This is a genomic window from Mesorhizobium sp. M1399, from assembly GCF_040317735.1.
Taxonomy (GTDB): Bacteria; Pseudomonadota; Alphaproteobacteria; order Rhizobiales; family Rhizobiaceae; genus Mesorhizobium.
On sequence record NZ_JAMYKZ010000002.1, the window covers coordinates 437227 to 452009 of the forward strand.

Here is a 14783-nt window from a genome sequence, read left to right on the forward strand (position 1 = left end):
GCGTAGGTTCTAACTTTTGTTTGAGCATGATCGTTCCCGAAAACCGGATTCCACTTTTCGGGATCATGCTCTAGCTGCGGCGGCTCACGCGCGTGAAATGGCCCATCTTGCGGCCGGGCCGCGCCTCGGCCTTGCCATAGAGGTGCAGCATCAGATCGGGCTCGGCGAGAAGTTCAGGAACGCGCCGGATGTCGTCGCCGATCAGGTTTTCCATGACGCAGTCGAACTGCCGTGCGGGATTTCCCAGCGGCAGGCCGGCGACGGCGCGGATGTGCTGCTCGAATTGCGAGATGGTGCAGGCGGCCTCCGTCCAGTGACCGGAATTGTGGACGCGCGGCGCAATCTCGTTGGCCAGCAGCGAACCGTCGGCCAGGACAAAGAATTCGACGCCGATGACGCCGACATAGTCGAGCGCTGCAAGTATCTCGGCCGCCGCCGTTTGAGCCGCAGCCGCCGTGTCGGACTTCACCCCGGCCGGCAGCGTCGAACTGTGAAGAATACCGTTGCGATGGACATTCCAGGCCGGATCGTAGGCGGCGAGCGAACCGTCGATGCCGCGCGCGGCGATCACCGAAATCTCGCGCTCGAAGGCGACGAATGATTCCAGGATCAACGGCACGTTGCCCATCGCCTCGCAAGTGCCGGCAAAGCCGCCTGTTTCCATGTTGCGGAAGACACGCTGGCCCTTGCCGTCATAGCCCATCCGGCGCGTCTTCAATATGCCGCTGCCGTTGAACTTTTTCAGCGCGGCCGTCAGTTCCTCGTCATTGTCGACGGGGCTGAAATCTGCGGTCGGTATGCCGATGCCGTTGAGGAATTTCTTTTCCGCCAGCCGGTCCTGAGCCACTTCCAGTGCGCGTGCCGGCGGATAGACCGGGACCGTGGTGGCAAGTGCCGCGGCGGCCGCAACCGGAACGTTCTCGAATTCGTAAGTAACGACGGCACTGGCCGCAGCCAACTCGCCGAGCGCGGCCGCGTCGTCATAGGCGGCGACGATCTGCCGGTTGGCGACCTGTGCCGCCGGGCAGTCCGGCTGCGGCTCCAGCACGACGATGCGGTAGCCGAGGCGGGCCGCGGCCATCGCCAGCATGCGGCCGAGCTGGCCGCCGCCAATGATGCCGATGGTCGATCCGGCGGGCCGGCTCACGGCGTGTCCGTCGGCTCGGCGGCCACCTTGGCGGTCTGCGCGGCGCGCCAGCTGTCCAGCCGGGCGGCAAGCTTTTCGTCGCTCAGCGCCAGCACCGCGGCGGCCAGAAGGGCGGCGTTGGCAGCGCCGGCCTTGCCGATGGCCAAAGTGCCGACCGGAATGCCGGCCGGCATCTGCACGATCGAAAGCAGCGAATCCTGGCCGGACAGCGTCTTCGATTCCACCGGCACGCCGAACACCGGCAGTGGCGTCATCGCTGCCGTCATGCCCGGCAGATGCGCCGCACCGCCGGCACCGGCGATGATCACCTTGTAGCCGGCGCCCTTGGCGCCCTTGGCGAAGTCATAGAGCCGGTCGGGAGTGCGGTGGGCCGAGACGATCAGCCGCTTGTGCGGAATGCCAAGCGCCTCAAGCGTTTCGGCGGCGTGGCGCATCGTCGCCCAGTCGGACTGGCTGCCCATGATGATGGCGACGTCGGCGCGGTGATTGTCCAAGCTTCTGCTCCCCGGCGGCAAACGCGCGCATTAGCGGAAATCGAGGGGAGCCGCAAGGATAGGAGCGTCCCGCACTCGGGCGAATGGCGCCATCGCTACCTAATCCGGCCAGCGCAAAGCCCCGGCAGACTGCTTGCGAGCGGACTTCATCGCATCCGCGGGCCGCTCAGCAGCGCTCAACACCGCCCGCAGGCGCTCGGCGACGATCTCCGCCTCGCCGGGGTGCAGATTGCACGGATCAAGGAAGAAGTGGCCGCGCTCGACCTCGTGGTTGCGAACGATAATGGGGGGCGAACCCGCCGCCAGTGCCGAGGCCAGCCCGGCGGCGGTGAACCGGCTTTCGGGCGCAACAAACACCTGCAGGCGCTCGAGAGGATTTCCGGTCGGATCGGGAATGATGTTTGCTGCGATGCCGGGCAGGCCCTGCAATGCGGTTTGCCACAGATGCAGTGCGGCTTCTTCCCGCTGGCGGATGCCGGCATGGTCGCGCCGTTCCCAGGCTTCCAGGGCCGCCATGGTGCCGGCAATGCTCTCCTTGCCGACCTTCATGGCGCGCGCAACGCCGCGGTTCTGGAGATAGGCGGCCCGCACCAGATCCTTGCGGCCGGCAACGATGCCGCTTGTCGGCCCTGAGAGAAATTTGTGCCCGCTATAGACGACAATGTCGGCGCCGCGCGCCAGAAAGCCGCGCAAATCGTATTCCGAGGCGGCGTCGACGATCACCGGCACGCCCTTGGCGTGGCAGATCTCGCAGAACTCTTCGAGCGAGAGCATGCCGTATTGCACGGTGTGGTGCGCGACGACGTAGAGGGCTGCCGCCGTCCGGTCCTGGATCGCCTCGCCTACATGATAGTCCTGCGTAACGCTGACCGTGCCGGCGGGCACTGCCTTGGCTCCGGCAAGCCGGATCGACTGGTCGATCGGCGCGCCATAATTGACGATGTGGCCAAGCTGGACGATGACCTCCGATTTGAGGCCCTCGGTGTCGTCCGGCAGCCGCTCGATCGCAAGAAGGCTGGTTCCGGTCATCGCGCCGGCAATCGCCATGGTTATGCCGCTGGCGCAGCATGCGGTGATAAAGCCGGCCTCGCCGCCGGTGAGGCGTGCAATCACCGTGCTTGCGGCGCGCTGCAGATCGTCCATCTCGACCCATTGCGAGGCGATTTCCGACATTGCGGCAATCGCTTCCGGCACGATGATCGAAGCGCCGAGCGCCGTCATCGTTCCGGAAACATTAATGATCGGGCGAAGGCCGAGCCGTTCGCGGATTGTCGTATTGGAACGGTCAGCGGAATAGGTCGTCATCTCTGTAGATCCTGTTTTCAGGCGGCGATCTCGACGACCGCCTCGATTTCAACTGTGATGTTGCCCGGCAGCGAGCCGACACCGATCGCGGAACGGGCGTGTCCGCCAAGCGTATCAAAGACGGCCGCGAAAAGATCGGAACAGCCATTCACCACCTTGGGGTGCTCGCTGAATGTCGGCGTTGCATTGACAAAGCCAAGCAGCTTGACGACGCGCACGATGCGGCCGAGGTCGCCGGCCGCGGCATGCATGACGGCGAGCAGGTTCAGGCCGGTGAGACGGGCATGCCCATAGGCCTCCTCCACGGAGACATCCTCGCCAACCTTGCCGGTGCAGAGCGCGCCATCAGCGCGCAACGGCCCCTGGCCGGAGAGGAAGATCAGCCGTCCGCTCTCGGCATAGGTGACGAAGTTGGCGATGGGCTTCGGCGGCTCGGGCAGCGTCAGGCCCAATTCCGCGAGCCGGATGTAAGGCGTCATAAAAGCTCCTTGCGACAGCTTTCGCCGTCCGGTGTCAAAAATGCGAGGCGCGAAACCGCGCCAGGAAGCTGCGAAGGCGTTCATTGTCGAAGTCCGCAGCCAGAATCTCGGCGGGAGGTCCGAGGGCACTGACGCCGCCATCCGCCATGAAAACGATGCGGCTCGATGCGTCGCGTGCAAAAGCCATCTCGTGCGTGACCATCAGCATCGTCATGCCGTCTTCGGCCAGACTACGTACGACCTCGAGCACCTCGCCAACCAGTTCGGGGTCGAGCGCCGAGGTTATCTCGTCGAGGAGCAGGATCTTCGGCTCCATCGCCACGGCGCGGGCGATGCCGACGCGCTGCTGCTGGCCGCCGGAAAGCTCGGCCGGCAGACTGTCGGCCTTGTGGGCGAGCCCGACCCGGCCGAGCCAGTGCTCGGCAATGGTGCGGGCCTCGGCATTGCTCTTGCCGCGCACCTTGCGCAGGCCGAGCATGATGTTGCCGGTCGCAGTCAAATGCGGAAACAGATTGAAGCTCTGGAACACCATTCCGGTCTCGGCGCGCATCGCCGCAAGGTCGCGCTCGCTGCGTCGCTGGCGTGTTCCCGCCTCGCGGTAGCCGACCTCTTTACCGTCGATACGGATCGAGCCGTTATCATAGCTCTCCAGGAAATTGACGCAGCGCAGCAGGGTGGTCTTGCCGCTGCCGGATGGGCCGATGACCGTCACCACCTCGCCGCGCGTCACCTTGAGGCTGACCGAGCGCAGGACCTCGACGGATCCAAAGGCTTTGGAGACCTCGGAGATATCGAGAAGCGCCGGATTTGCGTGCGAGGCTTTGGACATCTTGTTATTCCCGGATGAAGGAGAAACGCCGCTCCAGCCGCCGGCTGGCCAAGGAGAGGGCGTAGTTGACGGCGAAGTAGACGAGCGCGCCGAGGATGTAGAGCGGCATCGCCTCATAGGTGCGGCCGATGACCTGGTTGATCGCTTGCATCAGGTCGGTGATGCCGAGCAGCGAGACCAGCGCGCTGCCTTTCACCGCGTCGGTGACGCCGTTGATCCAGGGCGGCAGGAAGCGCCTGAACGCTTGCGGAAAAATGACGTAGGCCAGCCGCTGGCGGAAGGTCAGCCCGATCGCCATCGCCGCCTCCGACTGACCCTTGGGAATCGAGCCGACGGCGCCCCTGAGATACTCGACGACTTGTGCGGTCTTGAAGAGGGTGAGGGCGAGTACGGCCGCCCAAAAGGACTCAAGATGCAGTCCCACCGCGGGCAGGCCGTAATAGACGAAGAAGATCAGCACCAGGATCGGAATGCCGCGTATGGTGTCGCTGAAGACGCGCACTGCCCAGCGCAGCGGAGCCGGACCATAGACGAGGCCGACACCCATCAGCACGCCGGCGATAAGCGATAGCACCACAACCAGCAGCGACACCCACAAGGTTACGGCAAAGCCTTCGGCGAGGAACGGCAAGGCATAGATGATCTGGCTCAGCATGTCAGCGCGCCGCCTTGAACCGGCGCTCGACCAGCCGCAGCGCGAAAAGCAGCGCGTAGCCGGTCAACAGGTACATCGCAGTCACCACCAGATAGACCTCGACAATGCGGAAGGTGTTGAAGTTGATCCACTGGGCGCCATAGGTGAGCTCGGGTACCGAGATGACCGACGCCACCGACGTGTCCTTGAAGAGCGATATGAAAGTGTTGGAAAGCGCCGGCAGCGTTATGCGCAGCATCGTCGGCAAGCGTACATGGAGCAGTCTCTGCCAAGGGGTCAGGCCAATCGCCTTGCCGGCGTCGAGTTGTCCGCGCGGCACCGCCTCGAGCCCGGAGCGAAATACCTCGACCAGATAGGCGCCGCTGTAGAGCGACAGCGTGGCAATGAACGAGGTTTGCGCGCTGTAGGCGATATCGACCACGGTCGGCAGGCCGTAGAAGACCAGGTAGACGAGCAGGATCAGCGGCACGTTGCGGATGAACTCGACATAGCCCGCGATGACGGTCCGCACCGCTCGCCCGGCCGACACGTACCAGACCGCCAGAAGCAGCCCGATGACGATGCCGATCGCGATGGAGATGACAGCCAGCTCAAGGCTGAGCAGCAGCCCCCCCCAGAGCTTGTCGAAATGCCGCCAGATCAGGTTGAAGTTGAGGGTATAGCCCATGCGTCCTGCTTAGTGCCGACAGTCCGGGAGCGAGGCGGAAGGGCGCCGGAGGCATCCTTCCGCCTGATGGATCAGATAACCGGGAATCCAGGATGGCGGGCCGGCGGCTCCTGTCCGAAATAATCCTTGAACGCAGCGTCGTAGAGTGCCGTTTCATGGCCGAACATGGCGATGGTGAAGGTCTGGTTGACGAAGGTCAGCCAGTCGAGGTCGCCCTGCCGCAGTGCGGCACCATAAAGCATCGAGAACCAACTCTTGCCGGCATCGAAGTATTTGTCCGGATTGCGCGAGGCGAGCCAGCGGACCGTCGACAGATCGACGGCCGCGGCGTCGGATCGCTTCGATTCCAGTGCCTGCAGCACGTTGGCCTGCGTGTCTATCTGCATCACCTGCGCCTCCGGCAGGACGATGCGCACGTTTGCCTCGGCATCGACGTTTTGCAGGATGGAAATCCGGGTCGCCGAACCGGCGGCAAGCAGCTTGTCGAAGGTCTTATTCTCGGCGTTCGGAAGGGTCAGCAAGGCGATGCCTTCGACATAGTAGGGCCTGGAGAAGTGGATCAGCTGCGAGCGCTGGGCGGTCATGGTCATGAACTGGATGGTGATGTCGACCTTGTTGGTGGTCACGTTCGGAATGCGCTGAGCCGGATCCTGCATGACGAATTCGACTTTGGTCGGATCGTCGAAAAGCCCCTTGGCGAGAATGCGACCCATGGTTATGTCCATGCCCACCAGTTCGCCGGCATCGTTCTCGAAGTGCCAGGGCGCGTTGGTGCTGCCGGTGCCGACGATCACCTTGCCGCGCTCGAGAACGGTGCGCAGCAGGCTGTCAGGCGCTGCCTGGGCCGCAGCTTTCTGGACATCGACCGCAGTGGCGGCACTCATCACTCCCGCCGTTGCAAGCCCGGCCATTCCCAGTTTCAGAAATTCACGCCTTTTGGATGTGTCGTTCACGGCGACCTCCTTCGTGTTGTGTTCCCCGTTGGACCAGCAGCGCAGGCATCGGTTGCAACTGACGTCATTGTCCCTTACAAGGGACGCCTGTACTCTGTACAAGACAGATTAACATCAGGAATCGATAATGCAAGAAGGCAATGCCTTGGCCGCTCGACCGGACGCCGGTCTGGACGAAGACAAGAATTCGGGCTCGCGGGAGAAGGGCCTCAACCGGGTCCTCCAGATTCTGGAGTTTCTCCACGCGACCCAGCGCGCGATCGGCATTGGCGATCTTGCCAGAGGGGTGAACGCACCGCGGTCGACGACCTATACGCTGGTGCGCTCGCTGGTCGACGCAGGCCTGCTGGAGATGGCCGGAGACGGCAATCGGGTCTATTTTGGAAAGAAGCTCTATCTCTACGGAATGGACTATGTGCGGGGCAACGACCTGCTCAGGCGAGGGCGGCAGGAAGTCGACCATCTGTCACGCGAGTCCGGCGAGACCTCGGAGCTGTGCATGCTGCAAAGCGGCCGCTACACCATCGTCCATTCAAGCCCGGGAACCAGGCCATTCAGGATCAGCTCGGCGACGGGTCTGCAAATACCGCTTCCCTGGACAGCTTCCGGGCGGCTGCTCCTCGCCGGCTTCGACAGGGCAGCGATCGAGGATATGGTCTCGGAAGACGACCTCGTACTGCCGGACGGCCGCAGGTTGCAGCTCGACGATTTCATAGCCGATATCGCGGTGGCCAAGTCGGCCGGCTACTGCGTCACCTCCGGCCTTGTCGATGCCTACACGAAATGCCTGGCCGCGCCGGTCTTTTCGGCGCCGGGCAGGGTCGAGGCGACGATGTGCCTGGTGGTTCCCATCGATACCTCGACCGAAAAGACCGATGACCTGATAGAGCTGTTGCTCGAGCGCGCCGCGCGGCTTTCGATCGCGGCATAGGCCGCCTTTTCAGCAGGCCAGCGCCGGCGTCCATTCAAGCGATAATGTCTGGAATGATCTTGTCTTCCAGCGCCATCAGCCTGTCCTTCAGGAAAAGCTTCTTTTTCTTCATGCGCTGGATCTGCAGCGGGTCGCAATTCATGGCGATCATCGCATTGATGGCCGCGTCGAAATCGGCGTGTTCCTGCTTCAGCCGGGAATATTCGAGGCGGATATCTGCCTGTTCCTGATCGGACATTTTTACCGTCTGCACGTCTGCGGCGCCCAAACTATGGGCCTGATTGGGCGGGACCGGGGGTCTTCTTGCACCGGCGCGCAGCCCATACCACATTTCATATTGTCGTGGAATGCTACCACGCAGCATTCGACATCGGTGCGCGATGGTGGCACACTGTCATTATGCCGTCACAGAAGCGAGCCTGCGGTGGACGTGCCATGACGGCTGCAATCCGAGGAAACCATGAAAGGGAGAACCAATCATGTCTCTTGCATCCCATCTTGATGAGCTGCAGCGGAAACACGGCGACATCGAACGCGAAATCGACGATGCGATGACCCATCCGTCGGTAGACGACCTCGAAATCGTGAATCTCAAGCGGCGCAAGCTGGCGCTCAAGGACGAGATTGAAAAACTGAAGGCGAAACCGACGACGCACTGACGCCCATCCAGGACTAGCTGCGCCGCCTGGCGCGCGATTTCTTTCCGGTGGCATGTCTCTATGCTGCCGGAAACGCTTATGGATTTGCGGCAAGCTGCCGTCTTGTCATTTCCGATTTGCTAGGTCTGCGCGCCAGTCGCCATTGACAAGCCATCTTTGCTCCTCCACCTCATGCCCGGACCTTCAAGATTAAAGGCAGCCGGCATGACCGGATATTTTTCCTCACCCTTCCCGCGCCGCAGGTCGGTCGGTGTCGACGTCGGCGGCGTGATGGTCGGCGGCGGCGCCCCAGTCGTCGTCCAGTCGATGACCAACACCGACACGGCCGATGTCGACCAGACGGTGGCGCAAGTGGCGGCACTGCATCGCGCCGGCTCCGAGATCGTGCGCATAACGGTCGATCGCGACGAAAGCGCTGCCGCTGTGCCGGCCATCCGCGAGCGACTGGAGCGGCTCGGGATCGACGTGCCGCTGGTCGGCGATTTCCATTACATCGGCCACAAGCTCCTGGCCGATCATCCGGCCTGCGCTGAGGCCTTGGCCAAGTACCGCATCAACCCCGGCAATGTCGGTTTCAAGGACAAGAGGGATCGGCAGTTCGCGGCGATCGTCGAGATGGCGATCCGATACGACAAGCCGGTGCGCATCGGCGTCAACTGGGGTTCGCTCGACCAGGAGCTGCTGACCCGGCTGATGGATGACAACCAGGCCCAAGGCTTTCCGCTGACCGCGCAGGAAGTGACGCGCGAAGCGATCGTGCAGTCGGCGATCCTGTCGGCCGAAATGGCCGAAGAGATTGGCCTTGCGCGCGAGAAAATCATCCTCTCGGCCAAGGTCAGCGGCGTGCAGGATCTGATCGCCGTCTACACCGAGCTCGCCACCCGTTCCAACCATGCGCTGCACCTCGGCCTGACAGAGGCCGGCATGGGCTCGAAAGGCATTGTCGCATCATCGGCTGCGATGGGCATCCTGCTCCAGCAAGGCATCGGCGACACCATCCGCATCTCGCTGACGCCGGAGCCGAACGGCGACCGCACACGCGAAGTGCAGGTGTCGCAGGAGCTGTTGCAGACCATGGGCTTCCGGCAGTTCGTGCCGATCGTCGCCGCCTGCCCGGGCTGCGGCCGCACGACCTCGACCGTGTTCCAGGAGCTTGCCCAGAACATCCAGGCCGACCTGCGCAAGAACATGCCGGTGTGGCGCGAACAATATCCCGGCGTCGAGAACCTCAAGGTCGCGGTGATGGGTTGCATCGTCAACGGTCCGGGTGAATCCAAACATGCCGATATCGGCATTTCGCTGCCCGGAACCGGTGAGACGCCGACCGCCCCGGTGTTCGTCGACGGCAAGAAGGCGGCGACCCTGCGCGGCCCGTCGATCGCCGCGGATTTCGAGAAAATGGTTTCCGACTACATCGAACGGCGGTTTGGCCAACACGGCAAAGCCGCGGCGGAGTAGTTCGATGCGGCGTTTGCTTGGGGCGACGCTGGTTGTCATTTGCTGGCTGGGCTGGGCGACAGCCGTCCAGGCCGATCCGCCGCGGCCCGCCAAGCAGAAGCTGATCGATCGAGTTTGCGATCTTATCGAGACGCATGCCGACCAGAACGGCCTGCCCCGGGATTTCTTTGCCCGGCTGATCTGGAAGGAGAGTCGCTTCGATCCCAATGCGGTCAGCCCCGTCGGTGCGGAGGGTATCGCCCAATTCATGCCGGGTACCGCCAAGATGCGCGGGCTCGCCAATTCGTTCGATATCGAGCAGGCTATCCCGGCCTCGGCAAAATACCTCGCCGAAATGAAGACCGGCTTTGGCAATCTGGGCCTCGCCGCAGCCGCATACAATGCCGGCGAGAGCCGGGTGACGCGCTGGCTGAATTCCGGCGGCTTCTTGCCGATGGAGACCGAAAGCTACGTTTTGGACGTCATGGGCGAGCCGGCCGACAGGTTCACCGATGCCGCGTATGCCGGCGTCATCCGGCCGCTCGACAAGAAGGCGAGCTTCGCTGCCGCCTGCCGCACGCTGCCGGTGATCATGTCCAGAACCGTGCCGATGTCGTCGATCAACATCAAGCCATGGGGCGTGCAGGTGGCCGGCAATTTCCGCCGCGCCGCGGCGCTCAATCAGTGGAGCAATGTGAAACGGCGGTTTCCAGCCTTGCTCAGCGGTCGCAATCCGGTGGTCAGCCGGGTGCGCACACCGATCGGCAGGCGCGGCATCTATGCGGTGCGGATCGGCGCCGACACCAAAGCCAAGGCCGACGATATTTGCCAGAAGCTGCACAGCGTCGGCGGCGCATGCATTGTGGTGCGCAACCGGTAAAGCCATATGTCGGCGCGTTTCGCGCCATTGCTGCCCATCTCGCTCCCGCTGGGCGCTTCATCTTCGACACGCGATCACATTTTCCGTGAACCCTTAAGCAGAACCGTCAGGCAGGTCTTGCATCGTCGTTGATGCGGGGTAAGGTCCCCGCGATTTTTCGCGAAAGGGATCAGCATGGCCGACTTCAAGACACTGGACGACATCGGCAATATCAGCGGCAAGCGTGTGCTGGTGCGTGTCGACCTCAACGTTCCCGTCACTGAGGGCAAGGTCACCGACGCCACCCGCATCGAGCGCATTGTACCGACCATCGCCGAGCTGTCCGGCAAGGGCGCCAAGGTCGTCCTGCTTGCACATTTCGGTCGTCCCAAAGATGGACCGGCGCCGGAATTCTCGCTCGAGCCGATCGCCAAGGCGACGGCGGACGTGCTCGGCCGTCCGGTTGGCTTTGCCACCGACTGCATCGGCGACAAGGCCGCGAGCGCCGTCGCCGCCATGGAAAGCGGCGATGTGCTGCTGCTCGAGAACACCCGCTTCTACAAAGCCGAGGAGAAGAACGACCCGGCCTTCACCGAAAAGCTCGCCGCCAACGGCGACATCTTCGTCAACGACGCCTTCTCCGCTGCGCACCGCGCCCATTCGTCGACGGAAGGGCTGGCGCACGTGCTGCCGGCCTTCGCCGGGCGCACCATGCAGGCCGAGCTCGATGCGCTGGAAAAGGGCCTCGGCAATCCCGTCCGCCCGGTTGTCGCCATTGTCGGCGGGGCCAAGGTCTCGACCAAGATCGACTTGTTGATGAACCTGGTGAAGAAGGTCGACGCGCTGGTCATCGGCGGCGGCATGGCCAACACGTTTCTCGCGGCACGCGGCACCGACGTCGGGAAATCCTTGTGCGAGCACGATCTCGCGACCACCGCCAAGCAGATCATGATCGAGGCGGCCGAGGCCGGCTGCGCCATCATCCTGCCCGCCGACGCCGTTGTCGCCAGGGAGTTCAAGGCCGGTGCCGCAAGCGAGACCGTCGCCATTGCAGACGTACCAGCCGACGGCATGATCCTCGATGTCGGCGCGAAAACCGTGAAAACCATTGCCGAATGGATCGACCGTGCCGCGACGTTGGTCTGGAACGGGCCGCTCGGCGCCTTCGAGATCGAGCCGTTCGACCATGCGACGGTGGCGACGGCCAGGCACGCGGCAGCGCGCACCAAGGCCGGCAGGCTGGTCTCGGTGGCCGGCGGCGGCGATACGGTGGCCGCCCTCAACCATGCCGGCGTCAGCGATGAGTTCACCTATGTCTCGACGGCCGGCGGCGCTTTCCTCGAATGGATGGAAGGCAAGCCCTTGCCCGGCGTCGACGTCTTGAAGCGCTGAGCGCGGCGTTAATAACAGCGCGAAGCAGTGCGCTCGCGATTTTCAATCGATTCGCGCTTCTCCGACGAAAGGGTTCGACTTGAACCTGCGTTGCTCTGGTGGTCTGCTGGGTACGGGTCAATTCTTTCAGGAGAAGCACGATGAGCGAACGTCTCGAGGACATTGCCGCCGCGATGGTGGCCAACGGCAAGGGCCTGCTGGCTGCCGACGAGAGCTCCGGCACTATCAAGAAGCGCTTCGACGTCATCGGCGTCGAGTCGACCGCCGACAGCCGCCGCGACTATCGCGAGATGATGTTCCGCGCCAGCGATGCAATGACCAAGTACATTTCCGGCGTTATCCTCTATGACGAGACCATCCACCAGAAGGCCGCCGACGGCACGCCGCTGGTCGACATCATCAAGGCATCAGGCGCCATTCCCGGCATCAAGGTCGACGCCGGCGCCAAGCCTCTGGCAAGATTTCCCGGCGATACCATCACCGAAGGCCTGGACGGCCTGCGCGAACGCCTCGCCGACTATTACAAGCTTGGCGCCCGCTTTGCCAAATGGCGCGCGGTAATCGACATCGATGTTGCCAAGGGGGTGCCTTCCGCCACCTCGATCGGCTCGAATGCCCATGCGCTCGCCCGTTACGCCGCGCTTTGCCAGGAAGCCGGCATCGTGCCGATCGTCGAGCCGGAGGTGCTGATGGACGGCGCTCATGACATCGACACTTGCTACGAGATCAGCAAGGCGACACTGACAAAGCTATACACCGAGCTCTATGCGGCCCGCGTCGTCCTCGAAGGCACCATCCTGAAGCCAAACATGGTTCTCGCCGGCAAGAAATCGGGCAAGGTCACCAGCCCCGACGAGGTCGCCGAAAGGACGATAAAACTGTTCCGCGAGACGGTGCCAGCCGCGATCGGAGGCATCGCCTTCCTTTCGGGCGGACAATCGGACGAGCAAGCGACCGCCAACCTCAACGCCATCAACGCCATCGGCCCGCATCCGTGGAAGCTGACCTTCTCCTACGGCCGCGCCTTGCAGGCCGCTCCGCAGAAGGCCTGGAGCGGCAAGGCGGCGAACGTCGCCGCCGCGCAGGCCGCCTTCGCCCATCGCGCCCACATGAACCATCTGGCAGCGCTTGGACAATGGCAGCCGTCGCTGGAGCAAGCCGCTTAACCGAATCCATCTTGCGTTTCTCCCGACCCGGGCCACGTGCCCGGGTTTTGCTTGAAAGCAGCAAGGGCTGCAATTTTCTTGCAACTGAAATGCAGCTCGGTGTCGGCATTCCTCGCTGCCGAACGTCCTCCGTGAAAAGAGGAGCAGACCTATGCCAAACAACAAGACCGTTTCGCAGGAAGACTGGTTCCAGGCGCACAAGGCGCATCTGGCGCGCGAAAAGGAATTGACGCGCTTTCGCGACCGCGTCGCCGCCGAACGCCGCGAATTGCCATGGCTGAAGATCCGCAAGGACTACGTCTTCGAGACCGAGCAAGGGCCAAAGAAACTGCCCGACCTGTTTGGCGGCAACAGCCAGTTGATCGTCTACCATTTCATGTTCGGGCCGGGCGCCGATTATCGTTGCGAGGGCTGCTCGTTCCTTGCCGACCACATCGACGGCGCCAACCAGCATCTCAGGCACCACGATGTTTCGCTTGTCGTGGTGGCGCGGGCGCCGCTGGCCGAGCTTCTGCCCTACAAGCAGCGCATGGGCTGGAAATTCGACTGGGTGTCGTCCTACGCCTCGGACTTCAACTTCGATATGCACGTGTCATTCACCGACAAGCAGATCTCGGCCGGCGACACGACCTACAATTTCGAGCGGCGCGCGCGGAGATCGAAGGACCTTCCCGGCACCAGCGTGTTCTATCGCGACGAGAAAGGCGACATCTTCCTGACTTTCATCTCGCGCTCCAGAGGCGGCGATCCGCTGATCGGCGCCTATCACTATCTCGACCTGACGCCGAAAGGCCGCAACGAAACCGGGCCGCATCATAGCCTCGCCGACTGGGTGCGGCTGCATGACGAGTATGAAGACCAATCCGGGACGCATGACTGCTGCCATTGAGGCGACAGGCTGTCGCTGCAAGGTCGTTCACCTTCAGTGCAACATGCGCTAAGTGCTGTTCGCTGTGCCCTAAAAGGGATTTGCCATGCGGCGCTTTCCGACCCTTCTCACCTGGCTCGCCTTTCCGGTCTATGTCTGGCAAGGACTTGGCGTGCGTCGCCGCACCACCCGCATGCTGCCGGCACAAGGTCCGGTCATGCACGAGATATCAGGCCAGGCGCCGGCAATCTCGCTGCTGGTGCTCGGCGATTCCTCCGCTGCCTCAGTCGGCATCGGCAATTCCGAAAACGGATTGGCCGCGCAACTGGCCGTTCTAATTGCGCAACGCACCGGCCGCACCGTGCGCTGGCGGGCAGCCGGCTTCAACTCGGCAACCTCTGGCCAGATCCGCGATCATGTGCTGCCCAATCTGTCGGCCGATCCGTGGACGCATATCGTGCTCGCCATCGGCACCAACGACACCAAGAATTTTCATTCGGTACCGCGCTTCAAGCGCGATTTTGGCGGCCTGCTCTACGCGCTGCGCGCCAAATGGCCGGAGGCGCGCGTGGTGTGGTCGCCGGTGCTGGAGTTCACCCGGGCGCCGGCAATGCCGCCGCTGCTCGGCAAGATCCTCGAGATCCGCGCCGGCGAGATGAACCGGATGGGCGAGCGCCTTTGCCTCGAGCGCGGCGCCATACCGGCGCCCCGCCTGCCGATCACCGACGCCGAGGCCGGCTTTGCGTCGGATGGATTTCACGCTTCGGAAGCCGGCTACCGCGCCTGGGCGGAACATCTGGCCGGCTTGGTGCTCGCCAACGAACCGGGCGTCGCGTAGCGGCTGCCGGCACTAAAGCGCGTCGCGTTCGATTGGCCTCATGCGACGCTACTTTAGGTTCTTTGTTTTATGTATGTCGTTGGCGCAAAACCGCTGCACACTTT

17 protein-coding genes are annotated in these 14783 nt (G+C 63.2%); 8 read left to right on the top strand and 9 right to left on the bottom strand.

The features are described 5' to 3' along the window. Positions 1-70: 70 nt before the first annotated feature. The 8 genes from NKH05_RS04620 to NKH05_RS04655 all read right to left on the bottom strand — a co-directional run bounded on the left by NKH05_RS04620 (position 71) and on the right by NKH05_RS04655 (position 6529). Positions 71-1147, bottom strand: coding sequence for a 5-(carboxyamino)imidazole ribonucleotide synthase (locus NKH05_RS04620; protein ID WP_352480890.1), 1077 nt, complete (start codon positions 1145-1147; stop codon positions 71-73). Then, positions 1144-1641 (bottom strand): 5-(carboxyamino)imidazole ribonucleotide mutase, encoded by a 498-nt coding sequence (gene purE / locus NKH05_RS04625; protein WP_023720992.1) that lies wholly within the window; start codon positions 1639-1641, stop codon positions 1144-1146. The genes NKH05_RS04620 and purE overlap by 4 nt, the downstream gene beginning before the upstream one ends. Positions 1642-1740: 99 nt before the next feature. Further along, on the bottom strand, positions 1741-2946 hold the full coding sequence (locus NKH05_RS04630) for an aminotransferase class V-fold PLP-dependent enzyme (RefSeq protein ID WP_031194547.1): 1206 nt from the start codon (positions 2944-2946) through the stop codon (positions 1741-1743). 17 nt (positions 2947-2963) lie between these two features. Then, entirely contained in the window at positions 2964-3425 is a 462-nt protein-coding gene (locus NKH05_RS04635; RefSeq protein WP_023678474.1) for a RidA family protein, read from the bottom strand. 34 nt (positions 3426-3459) lie between these two features. After that, a complete protein-coding gene (locus NKH05_RS04640; RefSeq protein ID WP_353025074.1) occupies positions 3460-4254 on the bottom strand; it encodes an amino acid ABC transporter ATP-binding protein in 795 nt (264 codons plus the stop codon). A gap of 4 nt (positions 4255-4258) precedes the next feature. After that, positions 4259-4909, bottom strand: a complete 651-nt coding sequence (locus tag NKH05_RS04645) for an amino acid ABC transporter permease (protein WP_352640167.1) — start codon at positions 4907-4909, stop codon at positions 4259-4261. Between the two features lies 1 nt (position 4910). Beyond that, complete coding sequence (locus NKH05_RS04650) at positions 4911-5576, bottom strand: amino acid ABC transporter permease (protein ID WP_023720988.1); 666 nt, start codon at positions 5574-5576, stop codon at positions 4911-4913. A gap of 71 nt (positions 5577-5647) precedes the next feature. After that, on the bottom strand, positions 5648-6529 hold the full coding sequence (locus NKH05_RS04655; RefSeq protein WP_031194546.1) for a transporter substrate-binding protein: 882 nt from the start codon (positions 6527-6529) through the stop codon (positions 5648-5650). A gap of 127 nt (positions 6530-6656) precedes the next feature. Here NKH05_RS04655 and NKH05_RS04660 point away from each other — a divergent pair, with 127 nt between their 5' ends. Next, complete coding sequence (locus NKH05_RS04660; protein ID WP_023720986.1) at positions 6657-7460, top strand: IclR family transcriptional regulator; 804 nt, start codon at positions 6657-6659, stop codon at positions 7458-7460. Between the two features lie 34 nt (positions 7461-7494). On the opposite strand, the gene NKH05_RS04665 is transcribed toward NKH05_RS04660, so the two are convergent. Beyond that, positions 7495-7698 (bottom strand): YdcH family protein, encoded by a 204-nt coding sequence (locus NKH05_RS04665; RefSeq protein WP_023678480.1) that lies wholly within the window; start codon positions 7696-7698, stop codon positions 7495-7497. A gap of 241 nt (positions 7699-7939) precedes the next feature. Here NKH05_RS04665 and NKH05_RS04670 point away from each other — a divergent pair, with 241 nt between their 5' ends. The 7 genes from NKH05_RS04670 to NKH05_RS04700 all read left to right on the top strand — a co-directional run bounded on the left by NKH05_RS04670 (position 7940) and on the right by NKH05_RS04700 (position 14679). After that, positions 7940-8119: a YdcH family protein gene (locus NKH05_RS04670; RefSeq protein WP_023678481.1), complete on the top strand. Its 180-nt coding sequence runs from the start codon at positions 7940-7942 to the stop codon at positions 8117-8119. Positions 8120-8323: 204 nt separating this feature from the next. Continuing rightward, positions 8324-9577 (top strand): flavodoxin-dependent (E)-4-hydroxy-3-methylbut-2-enyl-diphosphate synthase, encoded by a 1254-nt coding sequence (gene ispG / locus NKH05_RS04675; RefSeq protein WP_352480886.1) that lies wholly within the window; start codon positions 8324-8326, stop codon positions 9575-9577. Positions 9578-9581: 4 nt separating this feature from the next. Beyond that, complete coding sequence (locus tag NKH05_RS04680) at positions 9582-10436, top strand: lytic transglycosylase domain-containing protein (protein ID WP_023720984.1); 855 nt, start codon at positions 9582-9584, stop codon at positions 10434-10436. 174 nt (positions 10437-10610) lie between these two features. After that, positions 10611-11807 carry a phosphoglycerate kinase gene (locus NKH05_RS04685; RefSeq protein ID WP_352717022.1) on the top strand — a complete coding sequence of 399 codons (1197 nt, stop codon included), beginning with the start codon at positions 10611-10613 and terminating at the stop codon, positions 11805-11807. Between the two features lie 140 nt (positions 11808-11947). Further along, a complete protein-coding gene (locus NKH05_RS04690) occupies positions 11948-12973 on the top strand; it encodes a class I fructose-bisphosphate aldolase (RefSeq protein WP_352480884.1) in 1026 nt (341 codons plus the stop codon). Positions 12974-13124: 151 nt separating this feature from the next. After that, positions 13125-13862: a DUF899 domain-containing protein gene (locus tag NKH05_RS04695; RefSeq protein ID WP_352855448.1), complete on the top strand. Its 738-nt coding sequence runs from the start codon at positions 13125-13127 to the stop codon at positions 13860-13862. 85 nt (positions 13863-13947) lie between these two features. Then, positions 13948-14679, top strand: coding sequence for an SGNH/GDSL hydrolase family protein (locus tag NKH05_RS04700; protein ID WP_023720980.1), 732 nt, complete (start codon positions 13948-13950; stop codon positions 14677-14679). Positions 14680-14783: the final 104 nt, after the last annotated feature.